The organism is Blastococcus sp. SYSU DS0619 (genome assembly GCF_054051035.1).
Genome location: NZ_JBJHAM010000017.1, coordinates 15,617 through 32,166, shown reverse-complemented (window position 1 = coordinate 32,166; position 16,550 = coordinate 15,617). Strand labels below are relative to the sequence as shown.

Annotated in this window: 15 protein-coding genes and 1 pseudogene; 8 read left to right on the top strand and 8 right to left on the bottom strand. The window is 74.9% G+C overall.

The window, feature by feature from the left end; translation table 11 throughout:
• Positions 1 to 2 precede the first annotated feature (2 nt).
• Positions 3 to 566: pseudogene (locus ACI79T_RS16440) on the bottom strand (peroxiredoxin family protein); the annotation flags it as partial.
• 172 nt (positions 567 to 738) lie between these two features.
• Between ACI79T_RS16440 and ACI79T_RS16435 the strand changes: the two are divergent.
• Positions 739 to 1,833 carry a winged helix DNA-binding domain-containing protein gene (locus tag ACI79T_RS16435; protein ID WP_456611154.1) on the top strand — a complete coding sequence of 365 codons (1,095 nt, stop codon included), beginning with the start codon at positions 739 to 741 and terminating at the stop codon, positions 1,831 to 1,833.
• Between the two features lie 7 nt (positions 1,834 to 1,840).
• On the opposite strand, the gene ACI79T_RS16430 is transcribed toward ACI79T_RS16435, so the two are convergent.
• Positions 1,841 to 2,281, bottom strand: coding sequence for an ATP-binding protein (locus ACI79T_RS16430; RefSeq protein ID WP_456611153.1), 441 nt, complete (start codon positions 2,279 to 2,281; stop codon positions 1,841 to 1,843).
• Positions 2,282 to 2,437: 156 nt separating this feature from the next.
• Here ACI79T_RS16430 and ACI79T_RS16425 point away from each other — a divergent pair, with 156 nt between their 5' ends.
• On the top strand, positions 2,438 to 4,540 hold the full coding sequence (locus ACI79T_RS16425; RefSeq protein ID WP_456611152.1) for a hydantoinase/oxoprolinase family protein: 2,103 nt from the start codon (positions 2,438 to 2,440) through the stop codon (positions 4,538 to 4,540).
• Complete coding sequence (locus ACI79T_RS16420) at positions 4,537 to 6,408, top strand: hydantoinase B/oxoprolinase family protein (RefSeq protein ID WP_456611151.1); 1,872 nt, start codon at positions 4,537 to 4,539, stop codon at positions 6,406 to 6,408. The genes ACI79T_RS16425 and ACI79T_RS16420 overlap by 4 nt, the downstream gene beginning before the upstream one ends.
• A 33-nt stretch (positions 6,409 to 6,441) precedes the next feature.
• On the opposite strand, the gene ACI79T_RS16415 is transcribed toward ACI79T_RS16420, so the two are convergent.
• Positions 6,442 to 7,185 carry a TioE family transcriptional regulator gene (locus ACI79T_RS16415; RefSeq protein ID WP_456611150.1) on the bottom strand — a complete coding sequence of 248 codons (744 nt, stop codon included), beginning with the start codon at positions 7,183 to 7,185 and terminating at the stop codon, positions 6,442 to 6,444.
• Between the two features lie 59 nt (positions 7,186 to 7,244).
• On the opposite strand from ACI79T_RS16415, the gene ACI79T_RS16410 reads away from it, so the two are divergent.
• A complete protein-coding gene (locus ACI79T_RS16410) occupies positions 7,245 to 8,477 on the top strand; it encodes an erythromycin esterase family protein (protein WP_456611149.1) in 1,233 nt (410 codons plus the stop codon).
• Positions 8,478 to 8,538: 61 nt separating this feature from the next.
• Here ACI79T_RS16410 and ACI79T_RS16405 read toward each other — a convergent pair whose 3' ends face one another.
• Positions 8,539 to 8,715 (bottom strand): hypothetical protein, encoded by a 177-nt coding sequence (locus tag ACI79T_RS16405; RefSeq protein WP_456611148.1) that lies wholly within the window; start codon positions 8,713 to 8,715, stop codon positions 8,539 to 8,541.
• 123 nt (positions 8,716 to 8,838) lie between these two features.
• Here ACI79T_RS16405 and ACI79T_RS16400 point away from each other — a divergent pair, with 123 nt between their 5' ends.
• Entirely contained in the window at positions 8,839 to 8,970 is a 132-nt protein-coding gene (locus ACI79T_RS16400; protein WP_456611147.1) for a hypothetical protein, read from the top strand.
• Positions 8,971 to 8,977: 7 nt separating this feature from the next.
• On the opposite strand, the gene ACI79T_RS16395 is transcribed toward ACI79T_RS16400, so the two are convergent.
• Positions 8,978 to 9,460, bottom strand: coding sequence for a DnaJ family domain-containing protein (locus tag ACI79T_RS16395; protein ID WP_456611146.1), 483 nt, complete (start codon positions 9,458 to 9,460; stop codon positions 8,978 to 8,980).
• Between the two features lie 38 nt (positions 9,461 to 9,498).
• On the opposite strand from ACI79T_RS16395, the gene ACI79T_RS16390 reads away from it, so the two are divergent.
• The 3 genes from ACI79T_RS16390 (at position 9,499) to ACI79T_RS16380 (ending at position 13,049) form a co-directional block, all read left to right on the top strand.
• Positions 9,499 to 10,026: an NUDIX domain-containing protein gene (locus ACI79T_RS16390; protein WP_456611145.1), complete on the top strand. Its 528-nt coding sequence runs from the start codon at positions 9,499 to 9,501 to the stop codon at positions 10,024 to 10,026.
• A 96-nt stretch (positions 10,027 to 10,122) separates the two neighbouring features.
• Complete coding sequence (locus tag ACI79T_RS16385; RefSeq protein ID WP_456611144.1) at positions 10,123 to 11,133, top strand: ATP-dependent DNA ligase; 1,011 nt, start codon at positions 10,123 to 10,125, stop codon at positions 11,131 to 11,133.
• A 71-nt stretch (positions 11,134 to 11,204) separates the two neighbouring features.
• A complete protein-coding gene (locus ACI79T_RS16380) occupies positions 11,205 to 13,049 on the top strand; it encodes a diguanylate cyclase domain-containing protein (protein ID WP_456611143.1) in 1,845 nt (614 codons plus the stop codon).
• 10 nt (positions 13,050 to 13,059) lie between these two features.
• Here the strand turns inward: ACI79T_RS16380 and ACI79T_RS16375 are convergent, their stop codons facing one another.
• The 3 genes from ACI79T_RS16375 to ACI79T_RS16365 all read right to left on the bottom strand — a co-directional run bounded on the left by ACI79T_RS16375 (position 13,060) and on the right by ACI79T_RS16365 (position 16,472).
• Entirely contained in the window at positions 13,060 to 13,563 is a 504-nt protein-coding gene (locus ACI79T_RS16375; protein ID WP_456611142.1) for a MarR family winged helix-turn-helix transcriptional regulator, read from the bottom strand.
• A 46-nt stretch (positions 13,564 to 13,609) separates the two neighbouring features.
• Positions 13,610 to 14,572 (bottom strand): anti-sigma factor RsbA family regulatory protein, encoded by a 963-nt coding sequence (locus ACI79T_RS16370; RefSeq protein WP_456611141.1) that lies wholly within the window; start codon positions 14,570 to 14,572, stop codon positions 13,610 to 13,612.
• A gap of 316 nt (positions 14,573 to 14,888) precedes the next feature.
• Positions 14,889 to 16,472 carry a methyl-accepting chemotaxis protein gene (locus ACI79T_RS16365; RefSeq protein WP_456611140.1) on the bottom strand — a complete coding sequence of 528 codons (1,584 nt, stop codon included), beginning with the start codon at positions 16,470 to 16,472 and terminating at the stop codon, positions 14,889 to 14,891.
• Positions 16,473 to 16,550 lie beyond the last annotated feature (78 nt).

Sequence of the window (16,550 nt, the reverse complement as noted above, 5' to 3'; positions counted from 1 at the left end):
CGCTACCGCTCCGGCGGGTGCTCGGCGCGCCACTGGTCGAAGGCGTCGAGGAACGACACCGCCATCCGGTGCTCGGTGCGCACCTCCTCCCGGTCCCGGTCGTCGCGCATCCGGTCGGCCAGCGCCAGGGTGTTGAACTTGATCGCGCGGAAGTAGGGGATGAACGAGGCGGGCGTGAAGGCCCGCTTCGACGGCCGGGGCTCGACGCCCTCCGGCGCCCACGGCGCGGGTTCGGGCAGCGCGGGGAGGCCCAGCCGCTCCAGCGCGGTCAGGAAGGGTTCGTCGTCGGTCCGGTCGGTGAAGTCGCGGGAGAGCTCGCGGAAGACCTCGGTGCCGTCCGGGGCGACGGCGACGACCACCGGCCGGAAGATCGAGGCCTCCTCGTCCCAGGCGCCCAGCGGCTTCGCCAGCCGCGCGCCGTCGGGGTCGCTCGCCCAGCGGAAGGGGACGTGCCAGGTGCGGTCGAACGCCAGCTGCACCTCCGGGGGTTCGACCGACGCGAGGACGACCTCGGTGCCCGCTGCGGCGAGCCGGGGCAGTGACCGGGCCAGGCGGACCGCCTGGGCGCAGCAGTAGGGCTACCAGTCGCCCCTCAGGCCGATCAGGAGCAGGGCCGCGCGGTCGTCGGACCGCAGCGCGAGCAGGTCGGCGGTGTCCATCGGCCAACGGTAGGCAGCCTGTTCCGGAACCGCGACCGGGCGCGGCCGCGATGTCGGTGGCTCGGGCTACGGTCCCGGCGTGGCCCCCACGGTGACCCGGCGGCAGGTCCTCGGCTTCCGGCTGCGCGCCCAGCAGCTCGACCGCGCGGCCGGCACCGTCGCCGACGCCGCGGTGCTCGACCTCGGCGTGCAGGACACCGGTGCGGACGGCGGCCGCTGGGCGCTGGCGCTGCGCGGCGTGGACGTCGCCGGCACCGGGGACGACGAGCTGGCCCTGGCGTGGACGCTGCGCGGGGCCCCGCACCTCTACCGCCGGGCCGACCTGCCCGGCGTCGCCGCCGCCACGCAGCCGTTCTCCGAGGCCGACGCCGCCAAGCGGATCTTCGACGCCGCCAAGCCGCTCCGCGCCGCCGGCATCCCCGTCCTCACGGCCCTCGACGAGGTGGCGGAGGCGCTGCGCTCGATCGTCACCGGGCCGATGGTCAAGGGGGACGTGTCCGGCCGGCTCAACGAGGTGCTCCCCGCTCCGTACCTGCGCGAGTGCCGGCCCTGCGACGCCGTCCACGTGCACGAGCAGCCGTTCCGGCTGGCCGCCCTGCGCGCCGGCCTGGAGCTGGAGGAGGGCACGTCGCCGCCGGTGCTGCGACCGCTCCGCGGGCCCGGTCCGCCGGCGGAGGTCCCGGCCCGGCTCGACGTGGTCCGCGGCTACCTGCGGTTGCTCGGCCCGGCGACCCGCCAGCACGTCGCCGGCTACCTGGACGCGCCGGTGCGGGACGTGTCGGCGCACTGGCCGGAGGATGCGGTGGAGGTCGCCGTCGACGGCGAGCGGCGCTGGGTCCTGGCCGACGACGTCGACCGGCTGACGGCCGAGCCGCCGAAGGTCACCCGGCTGCTGGGCCCGTTCGACCTCTTCCTGCAGGCCCGCGACCGGGCGCTCGTCGTGCCGGATGGCGCCCGCGCCAAGGACCTGTGGCGCGTGCTCGGCCGGCCCGGTGGCGTGCTGGCCGACGGTGAGGTCGTCGGCACCTGGCGGGCACGGAAGGCCCGGGACACCGTCTCGGCGACCGTGGAGCTGTGGGCCCCAGCGGACCGCGCCGCCCTCGACGAGGAGGCGGAGCGGCTGGCCGCCTTCCGCGGGCTGCGGCTGGGCGCGGTCGAGGTGACCGGGCCGTAGCCGGCGGTCAGGAGCCGTCGTCGGCGACGACGGCCCAGAGCACCTTCCGCGTCCCGTCCGGGCACCAGCCGTGCTGCTGCGACAAGTCGGCGACCAGGTACAGGCCGAACCCGCCGCTGCCCGGGTCGCGGCCCACCGCCGGCTCCGGCGGGGTGGCCCCGGCCGAGTCGCTCACCGTGATCAGCCACCGGTTCCCGGACCGGGCGAGCGTGGCTCCGGCCGGCGCGGAGCCGTGGCGCAGCGCATTCGAGGCGAGCTCGTCCACGACGAGGACCATGCGCTCGGACCAGTGCTCGCGCTCCGGGTGGTCGACCGTGGAGCTCCCGGTCAGCGACGCACGGAGCCGCGCGCGCAGCCGCGCCAACGCCGCGAGCGAGTGCAGCTCCTCGTGCCACACCTCGGCGAAGCCGCGGGGCACGCCGCTCGACTGCCACAAGGGCGGTGCCACGATCACCTCCACCGGTCGGCCACCGTCTCTGCCGCCCGACCCTAGAGCCGCTCCCGGCGCGCCGCCCGCAGTATCGGCCCGGGGCGCGCCGCCCGGCCCGGAGAACCTCGCCACCGACGCTTCCGGAGCAGGTATCTCAACGCTAAGGTTTCGACCATGACTGCGCGCCGGGTCCGCATCGGCATCGACACCGGGGGGACGTTCACCGACGTCGTCGCGGTGGACGAGGAGACCGGCGCGACCACCACCACCAAGACCCCGTCCACGCCCGCCGACCCGGCGGAGGGCTTCCTCACCGGCGTCCGCAAGGTGCTCGACCTGATGGGCCTGACCGGCGAGTCGGTCACCGCGGTCAGCCACGGGACGACGGTCGCCACCAACCAGCTGCTCGAGGGCAAGCTGGACCGGATCGGGTTCATCACCACCGAGGGCTACGAGTCGGTGCTGGAGATCGCCCGCCAGTCGGTGCCCGACGGCTACGGCAACAGCTACTTCTGGGTGAAGCCGCCGCGGATCGTCCCGGCCGACCTGGTGCGCACCGTGCGCGGGCGCCTGGACCACACCGGCACCGAGGTGCGCCCCTTCGACGAGGACGACGCCCGCGCGGCCGCCCGGTTCTTCCGCGACGCCGGCATCACGACCATCGGCGTCTGCTTCCTGCACGCCTACGCGAACGACGCCCACGAGCAGGCCATGCTCGAGATGCTCCACGTGGAACACCCCGACGCCGTGGTGAGCATCAGCTCGCAGGTGCTGCGCGAGTACCGCGAGTACGAGCGGTCGGTCACCACGCTGGTCGACGCGGCGGTGAAGCCGAAGGTCGGCGCCTACGTCACCAACATCCGGACCCGCCTGGACGAGATCGCGCCGGGCGTGCCGTTCTACGTGATGAAGAGCAACGGAGGCGTGCTGTCGGCCGCCGAGGTGGTGCACCAGCCGATCACCACGATGCTCTCCGGCCCGGCCGCCGGCGCCCTGGGTGCCGCCCTCATCGCCGGCACCGCGGGGTTCGACCGGGTGCTCACCTGCGACGGCGGCGGCACCTCCACCGACGTCACCGTCGTCATCGACGGCGAGCCGGCGCTCACCACCGAGGGCTCGGTGGGCGACTACCCGTCCAAGATCCCGATGATCGACGTCGTCACCGTCGGCGCGGGCGGCGGCTCGATCGCCTGGCTGTCGCCGGAGGGCACCCTCAAGGTGGGCCCGCAGTCGGCCGGCGCCGATCCCGGCCCGATCTGCTACCCGAACGGCGGCGACCAGCCGACGGTCACCGACGCGCACGTCGTCCTCGGCCGGATCCCCCCGCACCTGCTGGGCGGGGAGATCCCGCTGTCGGTGGGGGCCGCCCGCGAGGGCCTCGAGCAGCTCGGCGCGAAGCTGGACCTCTCGCTGGAGCGCACCGCCACCGGGATCCTGGAGATCTCCGCGTGGAACCAGGCCAACGCGCTGCGCCAGGTGACGGTCGCCAAGGGCCTCGACGTCCGCGACTTCACGCTCACCACGTTCGGCGGCTCGGGCTCGCTGCTGGCCTGCCGGCTGATGGACATCCTGAACCTGCCGCGCACCCTGGTGCCGCCGAACCCGGGCAACGTCAGCGCCTTCGGGCTGCTGACCGTCGACGTCCGCAACGACTACGTGCAGACCGTCGTCAGCAAGCACCTCGACCTCGACCTGGACCGGGTGCGCTCGGTCTACGCGGGCCTGGAGGCCCAGGCCCGCGAGGCGCTGGACGGCGAGGGCTTCGGGCCCGCCGAGCAGCGCATGCAGCGGACGGCGGACCTGCGCTACGTCGGTCAGGCCTTCGAGGTCCGCGTCCCGGTGGGGGACGGCGACCTGGACCGGGCTGCCACGGAGGAGGTGGCGCAGGCGTTCCACGCGGCGCACCGCCAGCTCTACGGCTACGACTTCGCCGACGACCCCCGTCAGGCCGTGGAGTGGGTCAACCTCCGGGTCAGCGGGATCGGGCCGATCCGCCGCCCCGACCTGGTGGAGCTGCCCGCGGGGGACGGCGGCCCCGAGCGGGCCCGCACCGGTTCCCGCCAGGTCTTCTTCGACGCTGAGCACACGGCGCCGTCCTCCGGAGGCGGCTGGGTCGACACCCCCACCTACGACCGGCCCCGCCTCGCCCCCGGCGACGTCGTCCCCGGCCCGGCGATCGTCGAGGAGTTCGGCTCGACCGTCCCGGTCCACCCCGGCTTCGCCGCGACCGTCGACGCCCACGGGAACCTGCTGCTCACGAAGGAGTCCGGCCGATGAGCCTCACCGACAGCACGGTCGCCGCCGACCCGGTCCTGGTCGAGATCGTCGCCGGCACGCTGGCCGCGATCGAGAAGGAGGTCGAGACCTCCATCGGCCGCACCTCGCGCTCGCCGATGATCCGCGACGCCCACGACTTCCGGGCCGGCATCCACGACCGGGAGCTGCGCAAGCTCACCGGCCGCTCGTACTCGGCGCTGGTGCACCCGGTGGTGCGCGACTACCCGCTGCAGACGATGAACCCCGGGGACGTCTACTTCCACAACGACGTCTACCTCTCCGAGGGCGGGATCGGCCACCTGCCGGACCTCTGCGTCACCGTGCCGGTGTTCGCGCAGGTGGACGGCGCCGAGCGGGTCGTCGCCTTCGTGCAGGCGTTCGGCCACCACGACGACATCGGCGGCGCCGTCCCGGGCTCGATGCCGAGCGCGGCGACCAGCGTGTACGAGGAGGGCCTGATGGTCCCCCCGATCAAGCTGTGGGACCGCGGCGTGCCCAACGAGAGCGCGCTGAAGATCATGACGCGCAACTCGCGGATGCCCGACTCGCTGGCCGCCGACCTGGACGCCGAGTGCTCGGCCTGCCTGGCCGGTGCACGGCGCCTGGGCGAGCTGTTCGACCGGTACGGCGTGGCGGCGGTCGAGGCCTGCTTCGACGCCATCCTGGACGGCTCCACGGAGATCTACCGGCGCGAGATCCTGTCGCAGATCCCCGACGGCACCTACGTCTGGGAGGACTACGCCGAGCACGACGGCGTCGAGGAGCCGCAGCTGCACCGCCAGCGGATCACCCTGACCATGGACTCCACGAAGGAGACGCCGCTGGTCATCGACTTCACCGGCACCGGACCGCAGGCGAAGGGGCCGATCAACCACTGCGGCGACTACGCCGACGGCAACTTCCTGAAGAAGTGGCTGGCGCCGATCCTGCGGAACCTGGCCGAGTCGCCGGAGCGGATGGCCCAGCTCGACGTCAACGAGGGCGTCGTCCCGCTGATCGAGATGCGCTTCCCGGAGAAGGGCACGCTGCTGACCCCGATCTTCCCGGCGCCGACCAACGCCCGGACGTTCGTGATCCTGCGGCTGCTCGGCGTCCTCGCCGGCGTGCTGGCCAAGGCGACCGGCGGCCGGATGCCCGCCGACCAGGAGACGATCCGCTACACCGGCGTCTACGGCACGGACTTCGACGGCGAGCCCTACCTCATGCGCGAGGTGCTCGGCGGCGGCTCGGGCGGGCGCTACTACGCCGACGGCGAGGACACCATCCACGTCGTCCCCGACTCCCGGAACCTGCCCACCGAGTTCACCGAGGGCCGCTTCCCGCTGCGGGTCGAGCGGCTGGGGCTGGCCATGGACTCCGGCGGCCCCGGCCGCTACCGCGGCGGCTGCGGGTACGAGAAGCACATCCGGGTGCTGCGCGATGCGCACTTCATGTCGATCGCCGACCGCTCCATCCTCGCCTGCTGGGGCGTGAAGGGCGGCAAGGCCGGGCGGCCGTTCCAGATCACCGTCGACCCGGGCGGCCCCGACGAGCACGAGGTGGACGCGCTGGCCGACGCCGAGCCGCTGCGCGCCGGCACCGTCGTGCGGATCCGGACGACGGGCGGCGGCGGCTGGGGCGACCCGCTGGACCGGCCGGTCGAGGAGGTGCTGCGGGACATCGCCTGGCGCAAGGTGTCGGTGGCCGGCGCCCGCGCGGACTACGGCGTCGTCGTCCGCGAGGACGGGACGGCCGACGACGCCGCCACCGAGGCGCTGCGTGCGGAGCTGCGGGGCGCCCGGACCGGCGAGGAGCCGTTCTTCGACCGCGGCCCCGGCTACGCGACCCTCTCCGGCGGCGCCGCGTTCAACGAGTTCGACGTCCTGTAGGCCCACCCGGCCGAGAACTGCGCGGAGCCCTCGTCAGCGTGCTGGTGGGGGCTCCGGCGCGTTCGGGGCCGGCCGGCGATCGAGGTAGGCGTCCAGCGCGGCGGCGCCGCTGAGCATGGCGCGGCCCCTGGCCGCCACGCGGGCATGCCAGTCGTCGAGCACGGCCTCCAGCTGGGCGACGCCGCCGGCGGACCGGACCTGGGCGATCACGGGGGCGATCTGCTCCAGCAGGTAGCCACCCCGGCGGAGCTGGGCGGCCAGGAGGGCGTCGCGCACGTCCGCCGGGCCGTAGACCCGGTAGCCGGTGTGCGGATCGCGGCGCGGCCGGACCAGGCCCGCGCGCTCCCACGTGCGCAGCGTGGCCGGGCCGATGCCGAGGCGGCTCGCGAGGTGGCCGACGAAGACGTCCCGCCGCCCCGGCGGCTCCGGTTCGAGGCCACGGACGGCGGCCTCGACGTCCCGGAGGGTGCGGCGGTCGTCGAGGAGCTGCACGTGGCTCTCGTCGACGAGCCGGAGCGCCTCCTCGGTGGAGTCGTCGTTGACCGCCCGCATGATCGCCGTGGCCGTCCCGTGCCCGTGCCCGGCCACGAGGGCGAGGAACGCGCGCAGCGCCTGCGCGTGCAGCGGCGTGTACGTGCGGTACCCGGACGGCGTGCGCTCCGCCGCCGGGAGGATGCCGACCGCCTCGTAGTTGCGGATCGCCTGGGTGGACAGGCCGTGGACGCGCGCCAGGTCGACCGGTCGGAGCCGTCCACTGCTTTGAGGCTTCTGCCGCACCGCCCTGCCGATTTCCGCGAGAAGTTTCCACCGTCCGTTCAACGATACGGTTGACCGGTATGGATGCTGCGATTCCCGATGCTGCAAGTCCCGATGCTGCACTTGCCGATGCCATCTCCGCCGTCGACGCCCGGGCGGTCATGGCCCTGCTCCCGGCCCGACCGCAGCTGCTCGCCCTGGGCGAGCCCACCCACGGCGAGGGCGACCTGCTCGAGCTGCGGAACGACCTCTTCCGGCAGCTCGTCGAGCAGGAGGGCTACCGGACGATCGCGCTCGAGAGCGACTGCCTGATGGGCCTGGTCGTCGACGAGCACGTCAGGTCCGGGACCGGTGACCTCGACGACGTCGTGGCGCGCGGTCTCAGCCACGACTGGGGCGCCTTCCCCGCCAACCGGGAGCTGGTGCGCTGGATGCGCGCGTACAACGACGGCCGGCCGGAGTCCGAGCAGCTGCAGTTCGCCGGGTTCGACGGCCCGCTGGAGATCACCGGTGCCGCCGGCCCCCGGCAGGCCCTCACCACCCTGCACGGCTACCTCAGCGCACGGGTCGACGCCGACCTCCTCCCGTGCGACGCCGGCACGCTGGACCGGCTGCTCGGCGCGGACGACCGGTGGACCGACCCGGCCGCGATGCGGGACCCGTCCCGGTCGGTGGGGCGGACCCCGGAGGCGCGGCAGCTGCGGCTGCTCGCCGACGACCTGGTGGCGCTGCTCGACGCGCAGACGCCCCGGCTGGTCGCGGCGTCCTCCCGGCAGGACTGGGACCGGGCACGCCTGCACGGGCGCACCGCCACGGGGCTGCTGCGCTACCACTCCTGGCTGGCCGACACGTCGCCGAACCGCCTGGCGCAGCTGCTCGGCGTGCGCGACTCGATGATGGCCGCCAACCTGCTCGCCCTCGCCGAGCGGGGCCCGACGCTGGTGCACGCGCACAACGCCCACCTGCAGCGGGACGAGAGCCGGATGCGGATGGGCGGCCTGCCGGTGGAGTGGTGGAGCGCCGGCGCGATCGTCGACGCGCACCTGGGCGACCGGTACGCGTTCCTGGCCACGGCCCTCGGCACGATCCGGCACCAGGGCGTGGACGCCCCGCCGCCGGACACCGTCGAGGGTCTGCTGCACGCGCTGCCGGAGGACCGCTACGTCGTGGACACCCGCCGGCTGGCGGCGGCCCTCGGTGGGACGGTCCCCGCTCCACGGGTGTCCCCCTGGTTCGGCTACGCCCCGCTGGATCCGGCGCACCTGCCCGGCCTCGACGGGCTGGTGTTCGTCAGGGACGCCCGGCCCAGCTGACTGCCCCGCGGACGGTCCGGCTCTGCCCAGGCTCGCTGGGCAGAGCCGGACGTCGCGCGGATCAGCGAACGGGGTCGGTGCTGCCGGACGGCGGCTTGGCGTCGTCGCCCGTCACGCCCTCGTCCCCCGTCGGGCGGGCCTCGTCGCCGGCCCCCTCGACGTCCTCGGGGACGAGCGGGGTCTGCTCCTCCACGTTCTCGCGGGCCTGGTCGCGGTCGGTGCCGGGCACCTCGGTCATGGGACCTCCTCGGTATGGGGTGCCCCGTCCCCTACCCCGCCGGCACGGGGGCAGGCGCGCGTTCGCTGCCGGCGCACACCCTCCAGGTCGCCGGTCTCCGCGGCGGACGGCAGGCTCGGCCCCATGAGCGAGCGGAAGCAGGAGACCGACGAGCCGAACCTCCACCCGGGGCAGCACGACGAGGGCGGAACCGGCGGCATGGCCACCCGCGAGCTCGCGGCGCACGAGAAGGAAGCCGCCGCGGCCGACGACTGAGCCGGGCTCAGCTCCGGCGGCGTCGCCACCAGGAGCGCCGCCGCGCGACCTCCACCACCGGGGCCGCCGGCGGCGGTTCCGGCGGGCGCGCCAGCTGCCACCCGGCGACCAGCGCGTCGACGTCGGCCAGGCCGGGCACCGGCGCCCAGCGGCTGGGCTGCGGAGTGCGCCAGAACGCCTCGACGCGGGTGTTGTAGTCCTCGGCCAGCGCCCGGACGGCGGCCTCGGTGCCCAGCCGCGCCGCCCGCTCGGGCAGCACGTCCCGCTCCCGGCGCAGCGCGAGGCCCGGCGGCAGCATCTCCGCGGTCTCGACGCCCTCCCGGCGGGCCTTGGCCACCGCCCAGTCGTAGGCGGTCATCTCCCGGTGGATGTCGGCGATCGGCTTGCCGGCACCGCTGAGGCGGTCGAAGTCGCCGCGCTCCCGGGCGCGCGCGATCTGCGTGTCCACCCACGTCTCGAAGGAGACCCCTGGTGGCTTTCGCTCGGTCATCACCGACCATGGTCCACGCCTGTGCCAGGCTCGCCACCGTGCGGACGACGGAGAGCCGGGAGGTCTACCGCAACCCGTGGATCCGGGTGCGGGAGGACAGCGTGGTGCGGGCCGACGGGTCCAGCGGGGTGTACGGCGTGGTCGAGAAACCGGACTTCGCGCTGGTGCTGCCCGCCGAGCGGGACGGCTTCTGGCTGGTCGAGCAGTTCCGTCACCCCCTCGGCCGACGCGCCTGGGAGTTCCCGCAGGGCACCTGGTCCCACGGTGCCGGGGGAACGGCGGAGGAGCTGGCCCGGGCGGAGCTCGCCGAGGAGACCGGGTTGCGGGCCGGGACACTGACGCAACTGGGGCACCTCGACCTGGCGCCGGGTCTCGCCACCCAGGAGTTCGACGTCTGGCTGGCCTCGGACCTCACGCCGGGCACCACCGCGCGGGAGGCGAGCGAGGCGGACATGGTCTCCGCCTTCGTGCCGGAGCACGAGCTGCGGACCATGATCCGGGACGGCCGGTTCACCGACGGACCGTCGCTCGCGGCCTACGCGCTGCTCCTGCTCGACCGGACCTGACCCGGCTGCACGCGGAGCGTGGCGACCTGCCACGAAGGGGTGAACCGTCGGCTCACGACCCTGCGCGCGGGACCGGGACCGCAGAGGCTGGACGCCGTGCCGTCGTCCGTCCCGGGTCTGCCCGCACTGCCGCCCGAGCTGGCCGGGCCGGTCGCCGTGGAGCTGGCCAAGCCCGTCCGGGAGATCCCGCACCCGGGCGCCCTGTCCGGCGGCTGCAGGTACGAGCCCAAGTGGGACGGCTACCGGCTGGTGGTCGTGCGCGACCGGAGCTCCACCCGGCTGTGGTCCAAGCAGGGGCGGGACCTCACCGACCGCTTCCCCGACGTCGCCGCCGCCGCCCTGGCGCAGGTGCCCGCAGGCTCGGTGGTCGACGGCGAGGTCGTCATCTGGAACGGCGACCGGCTCGACTTCGGGCTGCTGCAGCGCCGGATGGTCGCCTCCGCCGGGCACATCGCCGCTCAGGTCGCCGCCTCGCCCGCCTCCTACGTCGCCTTCGACCTGCTGGCCGCCGGCGGCGAGGACCTGCGCGGCCGCACGTTCGCCCGTCGCCGGGCGGCCCTCGAGCAGCTGGCCGGCCGGTGGGCGCCGCCGCTGCAGCTCTCCCCCGTGACCGCCGATGCCGCGGAGGCCCGGCAGTGGTTCGACGACTTCCGGCCCGCCGGCGTCGAGGGGCTGGTGGTGAAGGGCGCGGCCACCCGCTACGCCCCCGGCCGCCGGGAGTGGCTGAAGGTGAAGAGCTGGGAGACCACCGAGGTCCTCGCCGGTGGGGTGATCGGCTCCCTGGAGCGGCCGAGCCAGCTGGTGGCCGGCCGCTACCGCGACGGGGAGCTGGTCGTCGTCGGCCGGACCAGCCCGCTCTCGCCCCGGCAGTCGGCGGAGCTGGCGGCCGTCCTGCGCCCGGCGGGCGAGGACCACCCCTGGCCCGCGCGCATCGGCACCGGCCGGTTCGGCGGCGGCCGGCTGTCGGTCCCGCTCACCCGCGTCGAGCCGGCCGCCGTCGTCGAGGTGAGCGCCGACGCCGCGCTGCAGGCCGGGGTGTTCCGCCACCCCCTGCGCTTCGTCCGGGTCCGCCCCGACCTCCGACCCGAGGACCTCCCCCCGGTCTGAGCCGGCGCGCCGCATCCCCCCTGAGGGTGACCGGCAATGGACCAGCGGCGACCGCCGGCCGATGGGATCGGGTGATCGCTTCCGCGCCCCCGGCCACCGCGCGCGCCGCGTGGCTGCACGCCGGGCTAGCCGTGCTCGTGGTGGCCGTCGTGGTGACGCTCGTGCCGCTGGGCCCGTGGCGGCCCGCGGCTGAGATCGTGCTCTTCCTGCTCGGCATCGCGGGCACCTCGACCGCGCTCCGCCGGCACTCCGCGCCCCAGCTCGTCGCCTGGTGGGCGCTCACCGCCGCCCTGGTGCTCTTCGCGGTCAGCTGCGCGGCGGAGGTGCCCGCGCAGGCCGGCGTCCTCCCCGGGATCTTCGGCCCCCTGGAGACCGCCTTCGACGTCGCGGCCTACGCGGCCCTCGTCGTCGGGGCCCTGGGTGTGATCCGCGACGGCCGGCGCACCCGGGACTGGGCCGCCTGGGCCGACACCGCCACCCTGCTGGTGGCCGCCGGGCTCGCCCTGCTGGCCGTCCGCGGGGAGGACCACTCGGTCACCGCCGACCGGGTCGAGACGGGGGTCGGCACCCCGCTGATCACCGTGCTGCTGCTGTTCGTCTGCGTTCCGCTGGTCCTGGCCCGCGGCCGCCGCTCGGTCAGCTCGATGGCGGTGCTCGCCGCCGCCGTCCTCACCGTGGCCGGCTACACCGGCCGGCTGCTCGTCGGGACGCTGCGGGACGTGCCGTTCATCGACCCACTGCCTCTGCTCGCGGTCGCCGCCCTGGTCCTCGCCGGGCGGCACCCGTCCGTGGCGGAGCTGGGCCGGCGGCCCGCGTCCGAGGACGACGCGGCCGCGGGCCGGCTGCTCGGCCTGTGCGTCACCCTGCTGGTCAGCCCGGCGCTGCTGCTGCTCTGGAGCCTCGGGCACGGCGGCATCGGCGTCCTGCTCGGCCTGGGCAGCGCGCTGCTCACCGGGTTGGCGCTGTGGCGGCTGACCGCCCTGAACCGGGAGCGCGAGCGGACCCGGGCCGCCCTCGCCGCCAGCGAGGCGCGGATGCGGCTGCTGCTGGCCAACGCCTCCGACGTCATCGCCACCATCGACCCCACCGGCACGATCACCTACATGAGCCCCGCGGCGGAGGCCCTGCTCGGCCGCCCCGGTAGCGAGTACGTCGGCCGCTCGGCGATCGCGCTGGCCCATCCCCGCGACCAGGTCCGGTTGCGGGCCGCGGTGGACGCCGCCGGTGAGACCGGCACCGCCGTCGCCGGCTTCGTCGACACCGACATCCGGGTCGAGCACAGCTCCGGCAGCAGCCGCTGGGTCGAGGTCCGGATCAGCGGCAAGGTGGACGAGGCCGGCCTGGAGGGCTGGGTGGTCGTCCTCCGCGAGGTCACCGACCGCAAGCTGTTCGAGGACGAGCTGCGCCGTCAGGCCCGCACCGACCCGCTCACCGGCCTGCTCAACCGGACCGCCTTCAACGAGCGGCTCGCCGAGGCCACCGCCGTGGTCGACCCGGACGCCCCGCCGGCGGTGCTCTTCGTGGACGTCGACGACTTCAAGGGCGTGAACGACACCCTGGGGCACGCGGCCGGCGACGAGCTGCTGCTCGCCGTCGCCGCCCGGCTCTCCACCGTCGTCCGCGGCGGCGACGTGGTCGCGCGGCTCGGCGGGGACGAGTTCGCCCTGCTGCTCGACGACGCCGACGGTGCACGCCTCCAGGACGTCGCCGACCGCCTGCTCGCCGCGCTGCGCGCCCCGGTGGAGCTCGCCGGCCGCGCGGTCACCGTGACCGCGAGCATCGGCGGCGCGCTGGCCGACGTCGGCTGCACCGCCGAGCAGCTGCTGCACCGGGCCGACACCGCGATGTACGCCGCCAAGCGAGCGGGCAAGGACTCCCGGATTCTGCTCGGGGCGGCCGAGACCGCGCGGTCCTGACCCGGGGCCGTCAGGGCTCCTGCGGCACCCGGCCCAGGCCGACCAGGAGGCGGCGCAGCAGCGCGGCCAGCTGCTCCCGGTCCTCGGACGGGAGGGCGTCGAGCAGCCGCCGCTCGGTCTCCAGGTGGTCGGGGAGCGCGGTGTCCAGCGCCGCCCGGCCGGCATCGGTCAGCGTGACGACGACGGCCCGGCCGTCGGCCTCGCTGCGCTCCCGGGTGATCAGGCCCTTCTCCTCGAGCCGGTCCAGCCGCTGGGTGATGGCCCCGGAGGTGACCAGCGCCGTGCGCATGAGGGCGGTGGGCGTGAGCTGGTAGGGCTCCCCCGCCCGGCGCAGGGCCGCGAGCACGTCGAAGGACGGTGCATCGAGGCCGTGGCGGGCGAAGGTCGCCCGCTGGGCCAGGTGCACCTCCCGCTGGAGCTGGGTGATCCGCCCGACGATCCCCATGGGCGAGCAGTCCAGGTCCGGCCGCTCCCGGGCCCACTGCCGCAGGATCAGGTCGACGGCGTCCTCCACGTCGCTCACCGTAGTGGCCCCGCCCACCCGGTCCGGGCGCCGCGCGTCAGCGCAGCCGGGCGCTGAGCCGGACGGTGCACCCGACCGGCTCCCGCAGCACGTCGACGTGGTCCCAGAGCTTGCGGGCCAGCCACAGGCCCATGCCGCCGTTGGCCAGGTCGACCCCGTGGGCCGGCCGGAAGCCGGCGAAGGGCACGTCGAAACCGCAGCCGGAGTCGGTGACCGCGCACACCAGCCGGTCCGCGGTGGCCCACACCTGGGCGGAGACCGGCCGGGAGCCGTGCCGGAAGGCGTTGGACGCGATCTCGCTGAGCGCGAAGTGCAGGTCGGCGGCCTGGTCGGGATCGGGCACGCGGCTCTCGACGACGGTCCGCAGCTCGCGGCGCAGCACGGCCAGCGACGGCGCGTCCTGGATGTCGACGTCGGGCGCGGCGTCCTCCATCGGCTCGCGCGGCAGGGGCAGCCGGCGCACGAAGTCGGCCGGCTCCTGAAACTCGGTGCTGGCCCTGGCGCGGCACCCGTCCAGCAGCTCCGGGTGCGTGGCGGCGGCGCCGGCCAGCACCTCGGCCGGCAGCACCCGGCGGTCGAACACGCACAGCGCCGACACCGGCCGGGCGGCCAGCAGCAGGTTCACCGCGGCCTCGTAGCGGAGCCCCTCCCGCCAGTTCCGCGGCTCGGGGCCGAACTCGAGCTGGCCGGCGATGCGCAGCCGCCCCGAGCCGGTCTCCTTCGCCCGCCGCATCAGCTCCCAGGTGGCGGCGGCGGCGTCGGGCACGGAGATGTCCAGCAGGCACAGCCGGATGTCCGTCTCCACCGCCCCGGCCCGTTCGCCGAGCGCGTCGGAGATCAGCGCCGCGGTGTCCGGCAGGCATGCGAGGACCACCAGCTCGTCACCGCGCAGGCCCTCGTCGAGGTACGGCAGGGTGCAGGCGAGCAGCTCCTCGTCGGAGCCGATCAGGGCGGCTCGGTGGACGCCGGGCGCGCGGGGGCCGGCGACGGGACCGGCCACCGCCGCGCCCCCTCCGACCACCCGAGACATATCGACCCCTGCGCCATCCGGGACCGGGACGTCCCGGCCGACTGGTTGAGCATTCTGCGACATCATCCGCCACGTCCCGCCGCCGGGGCGCGCCGAGATCGGGTCCCTTCACCCCAAGGGGCGGATCCCCCGTGACCCGTCCGGGGACGGGGATGTTCCACGTGGAGCACCGCCCTCCACGGGCCGTCGCCGCCGACGCGAGCCGGTGACGGCGGGGCACTCACCCCCACCGCCACCGGCCCCGGGCCAGCCGGGCCCCGGCGCCCCACCGCCGCGCCCCGCGCGGTCAGCGCCGGAACGCGTCGACCGAGCGCCGCAGCTCCTCGGACATCCCGACCAGGGCCGCGGCCGCCGACTGCATGTCGCCGACGCCTGTGTGCGTCTCCTGCGCCCCCTTCGCCACGTCGGCGACCGTGACGGCGATGGATCGGCCGCTGCGGGCGGCGTCGTTGATGGCCCGGGTCATCTCGTTGGTGGTGGCCGTCTGCTCCTCCACCGCCGAGGCGATCGTCGTCTGGTAGTCGTCGATCTCGGCGATGATCGAGGTGACGCTGCCGATCGCCTGGACCGCGCTGCCGGTGTCGGTCTGGATGGCCTCGACGCGGCGGGCGATGTCCTCGGTCGCCTTCGCCGTCTCCTGCGCCAGCTCCTTGACCTCGTTGGCCACCACCGCGAAGCCCTTGCCCGCCTCACCGGCCCGGGCGGCCTCGATCGTGGCGTTCAGCGCCAGCAAGTTCGTCTGCTCCGCGATCGAGGTGATCACCTTCACCACGTTGCCGATCTCCGCCGAGGACTCCCCCAGCTTGGCGATCGTCGCCGTCGTCGACTCCGCCGCCGCCACGGCGTTGCTGGCGACCCGCGCCGCCTCCGCGGCGTTGTGGGCGATCTCCCGGATGGAGGCGCCCATCTGCTCGGCACCCGCGGCCACGGCCTCGATCCCGCCGCTCACCTCGGTCGCCGCCGAGGTGACGCTCTGCGCCTGCCCCTGCGAGCGCTCGGCGGTCTGCGCGATCGCCGCACCGGTGGACGACAGCGTCCGCGCGGCGTCCTCGAGCAGTTCGGAGGCCTGACCGACCTCGGTCACGACGTCGGTCACCCGGTCCAGCGTGGTGTTGACCGCGGTGGCCAGCTGATCGAGCTCGTTGCGGCCGGCACCCGCATCCAGCCGGCGGGTCAGGTCACCGGTGGTGAGGACGTCGGTCATCGTGCGGATCGGGCGGGTGACGCTGCGGCCGATGAGCAGCGTGAGGGCGACGATGGCGGCGATCACCGGCGCCGCCCACAGAGCCATGGTCACCAGCTCGGCCCGGAAGGCGCCGTTGAGGTCGGCCAGGTAGATGCCGGAACCGACCACCCAGCCCCACGGCTCGTAGCCCGCGACGTAGGACACCTTCGCCTGCGGCTCCTCCTCGCCGGGCTTGGGCCACATGTAGTCGACGAAGCCGGAGCCGTCGCGCTCGACCACGTCGACCATCTCGACGAACAGCTTCTTGCCGGTGGGGTCCTCGTTCGCCGACAGGTCGGTGCCGTCCAGTTCCGGCTTGATGGGGTGCATCACCATCGCCGGGGCCATGTCGTTGATCCAGAAGTACTCCTCGCCGGAGTACCGCAGCCCACGCAGCGCGTCCATCGCGGCGGTCTGCGCCTGCAGGCGGGTCAGCGCGCCGGACTCCTCCTGGGCCCCGTAGTGGGCCACGACGCCGAGCACCGTCTCGACCGCGGAGCGGGCCTTGTTCCGCTGCTCCTCCTCGATCGTGCTCCGCGCCTGCAGCGCACCGATGACGGCGATCGTCGCCATCCCGATCACCGCCGCGAGCACGATGGCGATCAGGCGCGTGCTGATCCTGGACCCAGCGAACCATCGACCCATGAGCCTTGCTCCTCCGTCGCGCGGCCTCGTCGCCGTCCCACCCGTTTCGGCGGCCGGGCGCGGGAATCAAGCGCAGTT

Excerpts from the sequence above, each read along its gene's own strand:
- ACI79T_RS16400 (WP_456611147.1), top strand. The coding sequence starts at position 8,839 with ATGAGCGAGCGGAAGCAGGAGACCGACGAGCCGAACCTCCACCCGGGG.
- ACI79T_RS16365 (WP_456611140.1), bottom strand. The coding sequence starts at position 16,472 with ATGGGTCGATGGTTCGCTGGGTCCAGGATCAGCACGCGCCTGATCGCC.
- ACI79T_RS16425 (WP_456611152.1), top strand. The coding sequence starts at position 2,438 with ATGACTGCGCGCCGGGTCCGCATCGGCATCGACACCGGGGGGACGTTC.
- ACI79T_RS16395 (WP_456611146.1), bottom strand. The coding sequence starts at position 9,460 with ATGACCGAGCGAAAGCCACCAGGGGTCTCCTTCGAGACGTGGGTGGAC.
- ACI79T_RS16420 (WP_456611151.1), top strand. The coding sequence starts at position 4,537 with ATGAGCCTCACCGACAGCACGGTCGCCGCCGACCCGGTCCTGGTCGAG.
- ACI79T_RS16405 (WP_456611148.1), bottom strand. The coding sequence starts at position 8,715 with ATGACCGAGGTGCCCGGCACCGACCGCGACCAGGCCCGCGAGAACGTG.
- ACI79T_RS16410 (WP_456611149.1), top strand. The coding sequence starts at position 7,245 with ATGGATGCTGCGATTCCCGATGCTGCAAGTCCCGATGCTGCACTTGCC.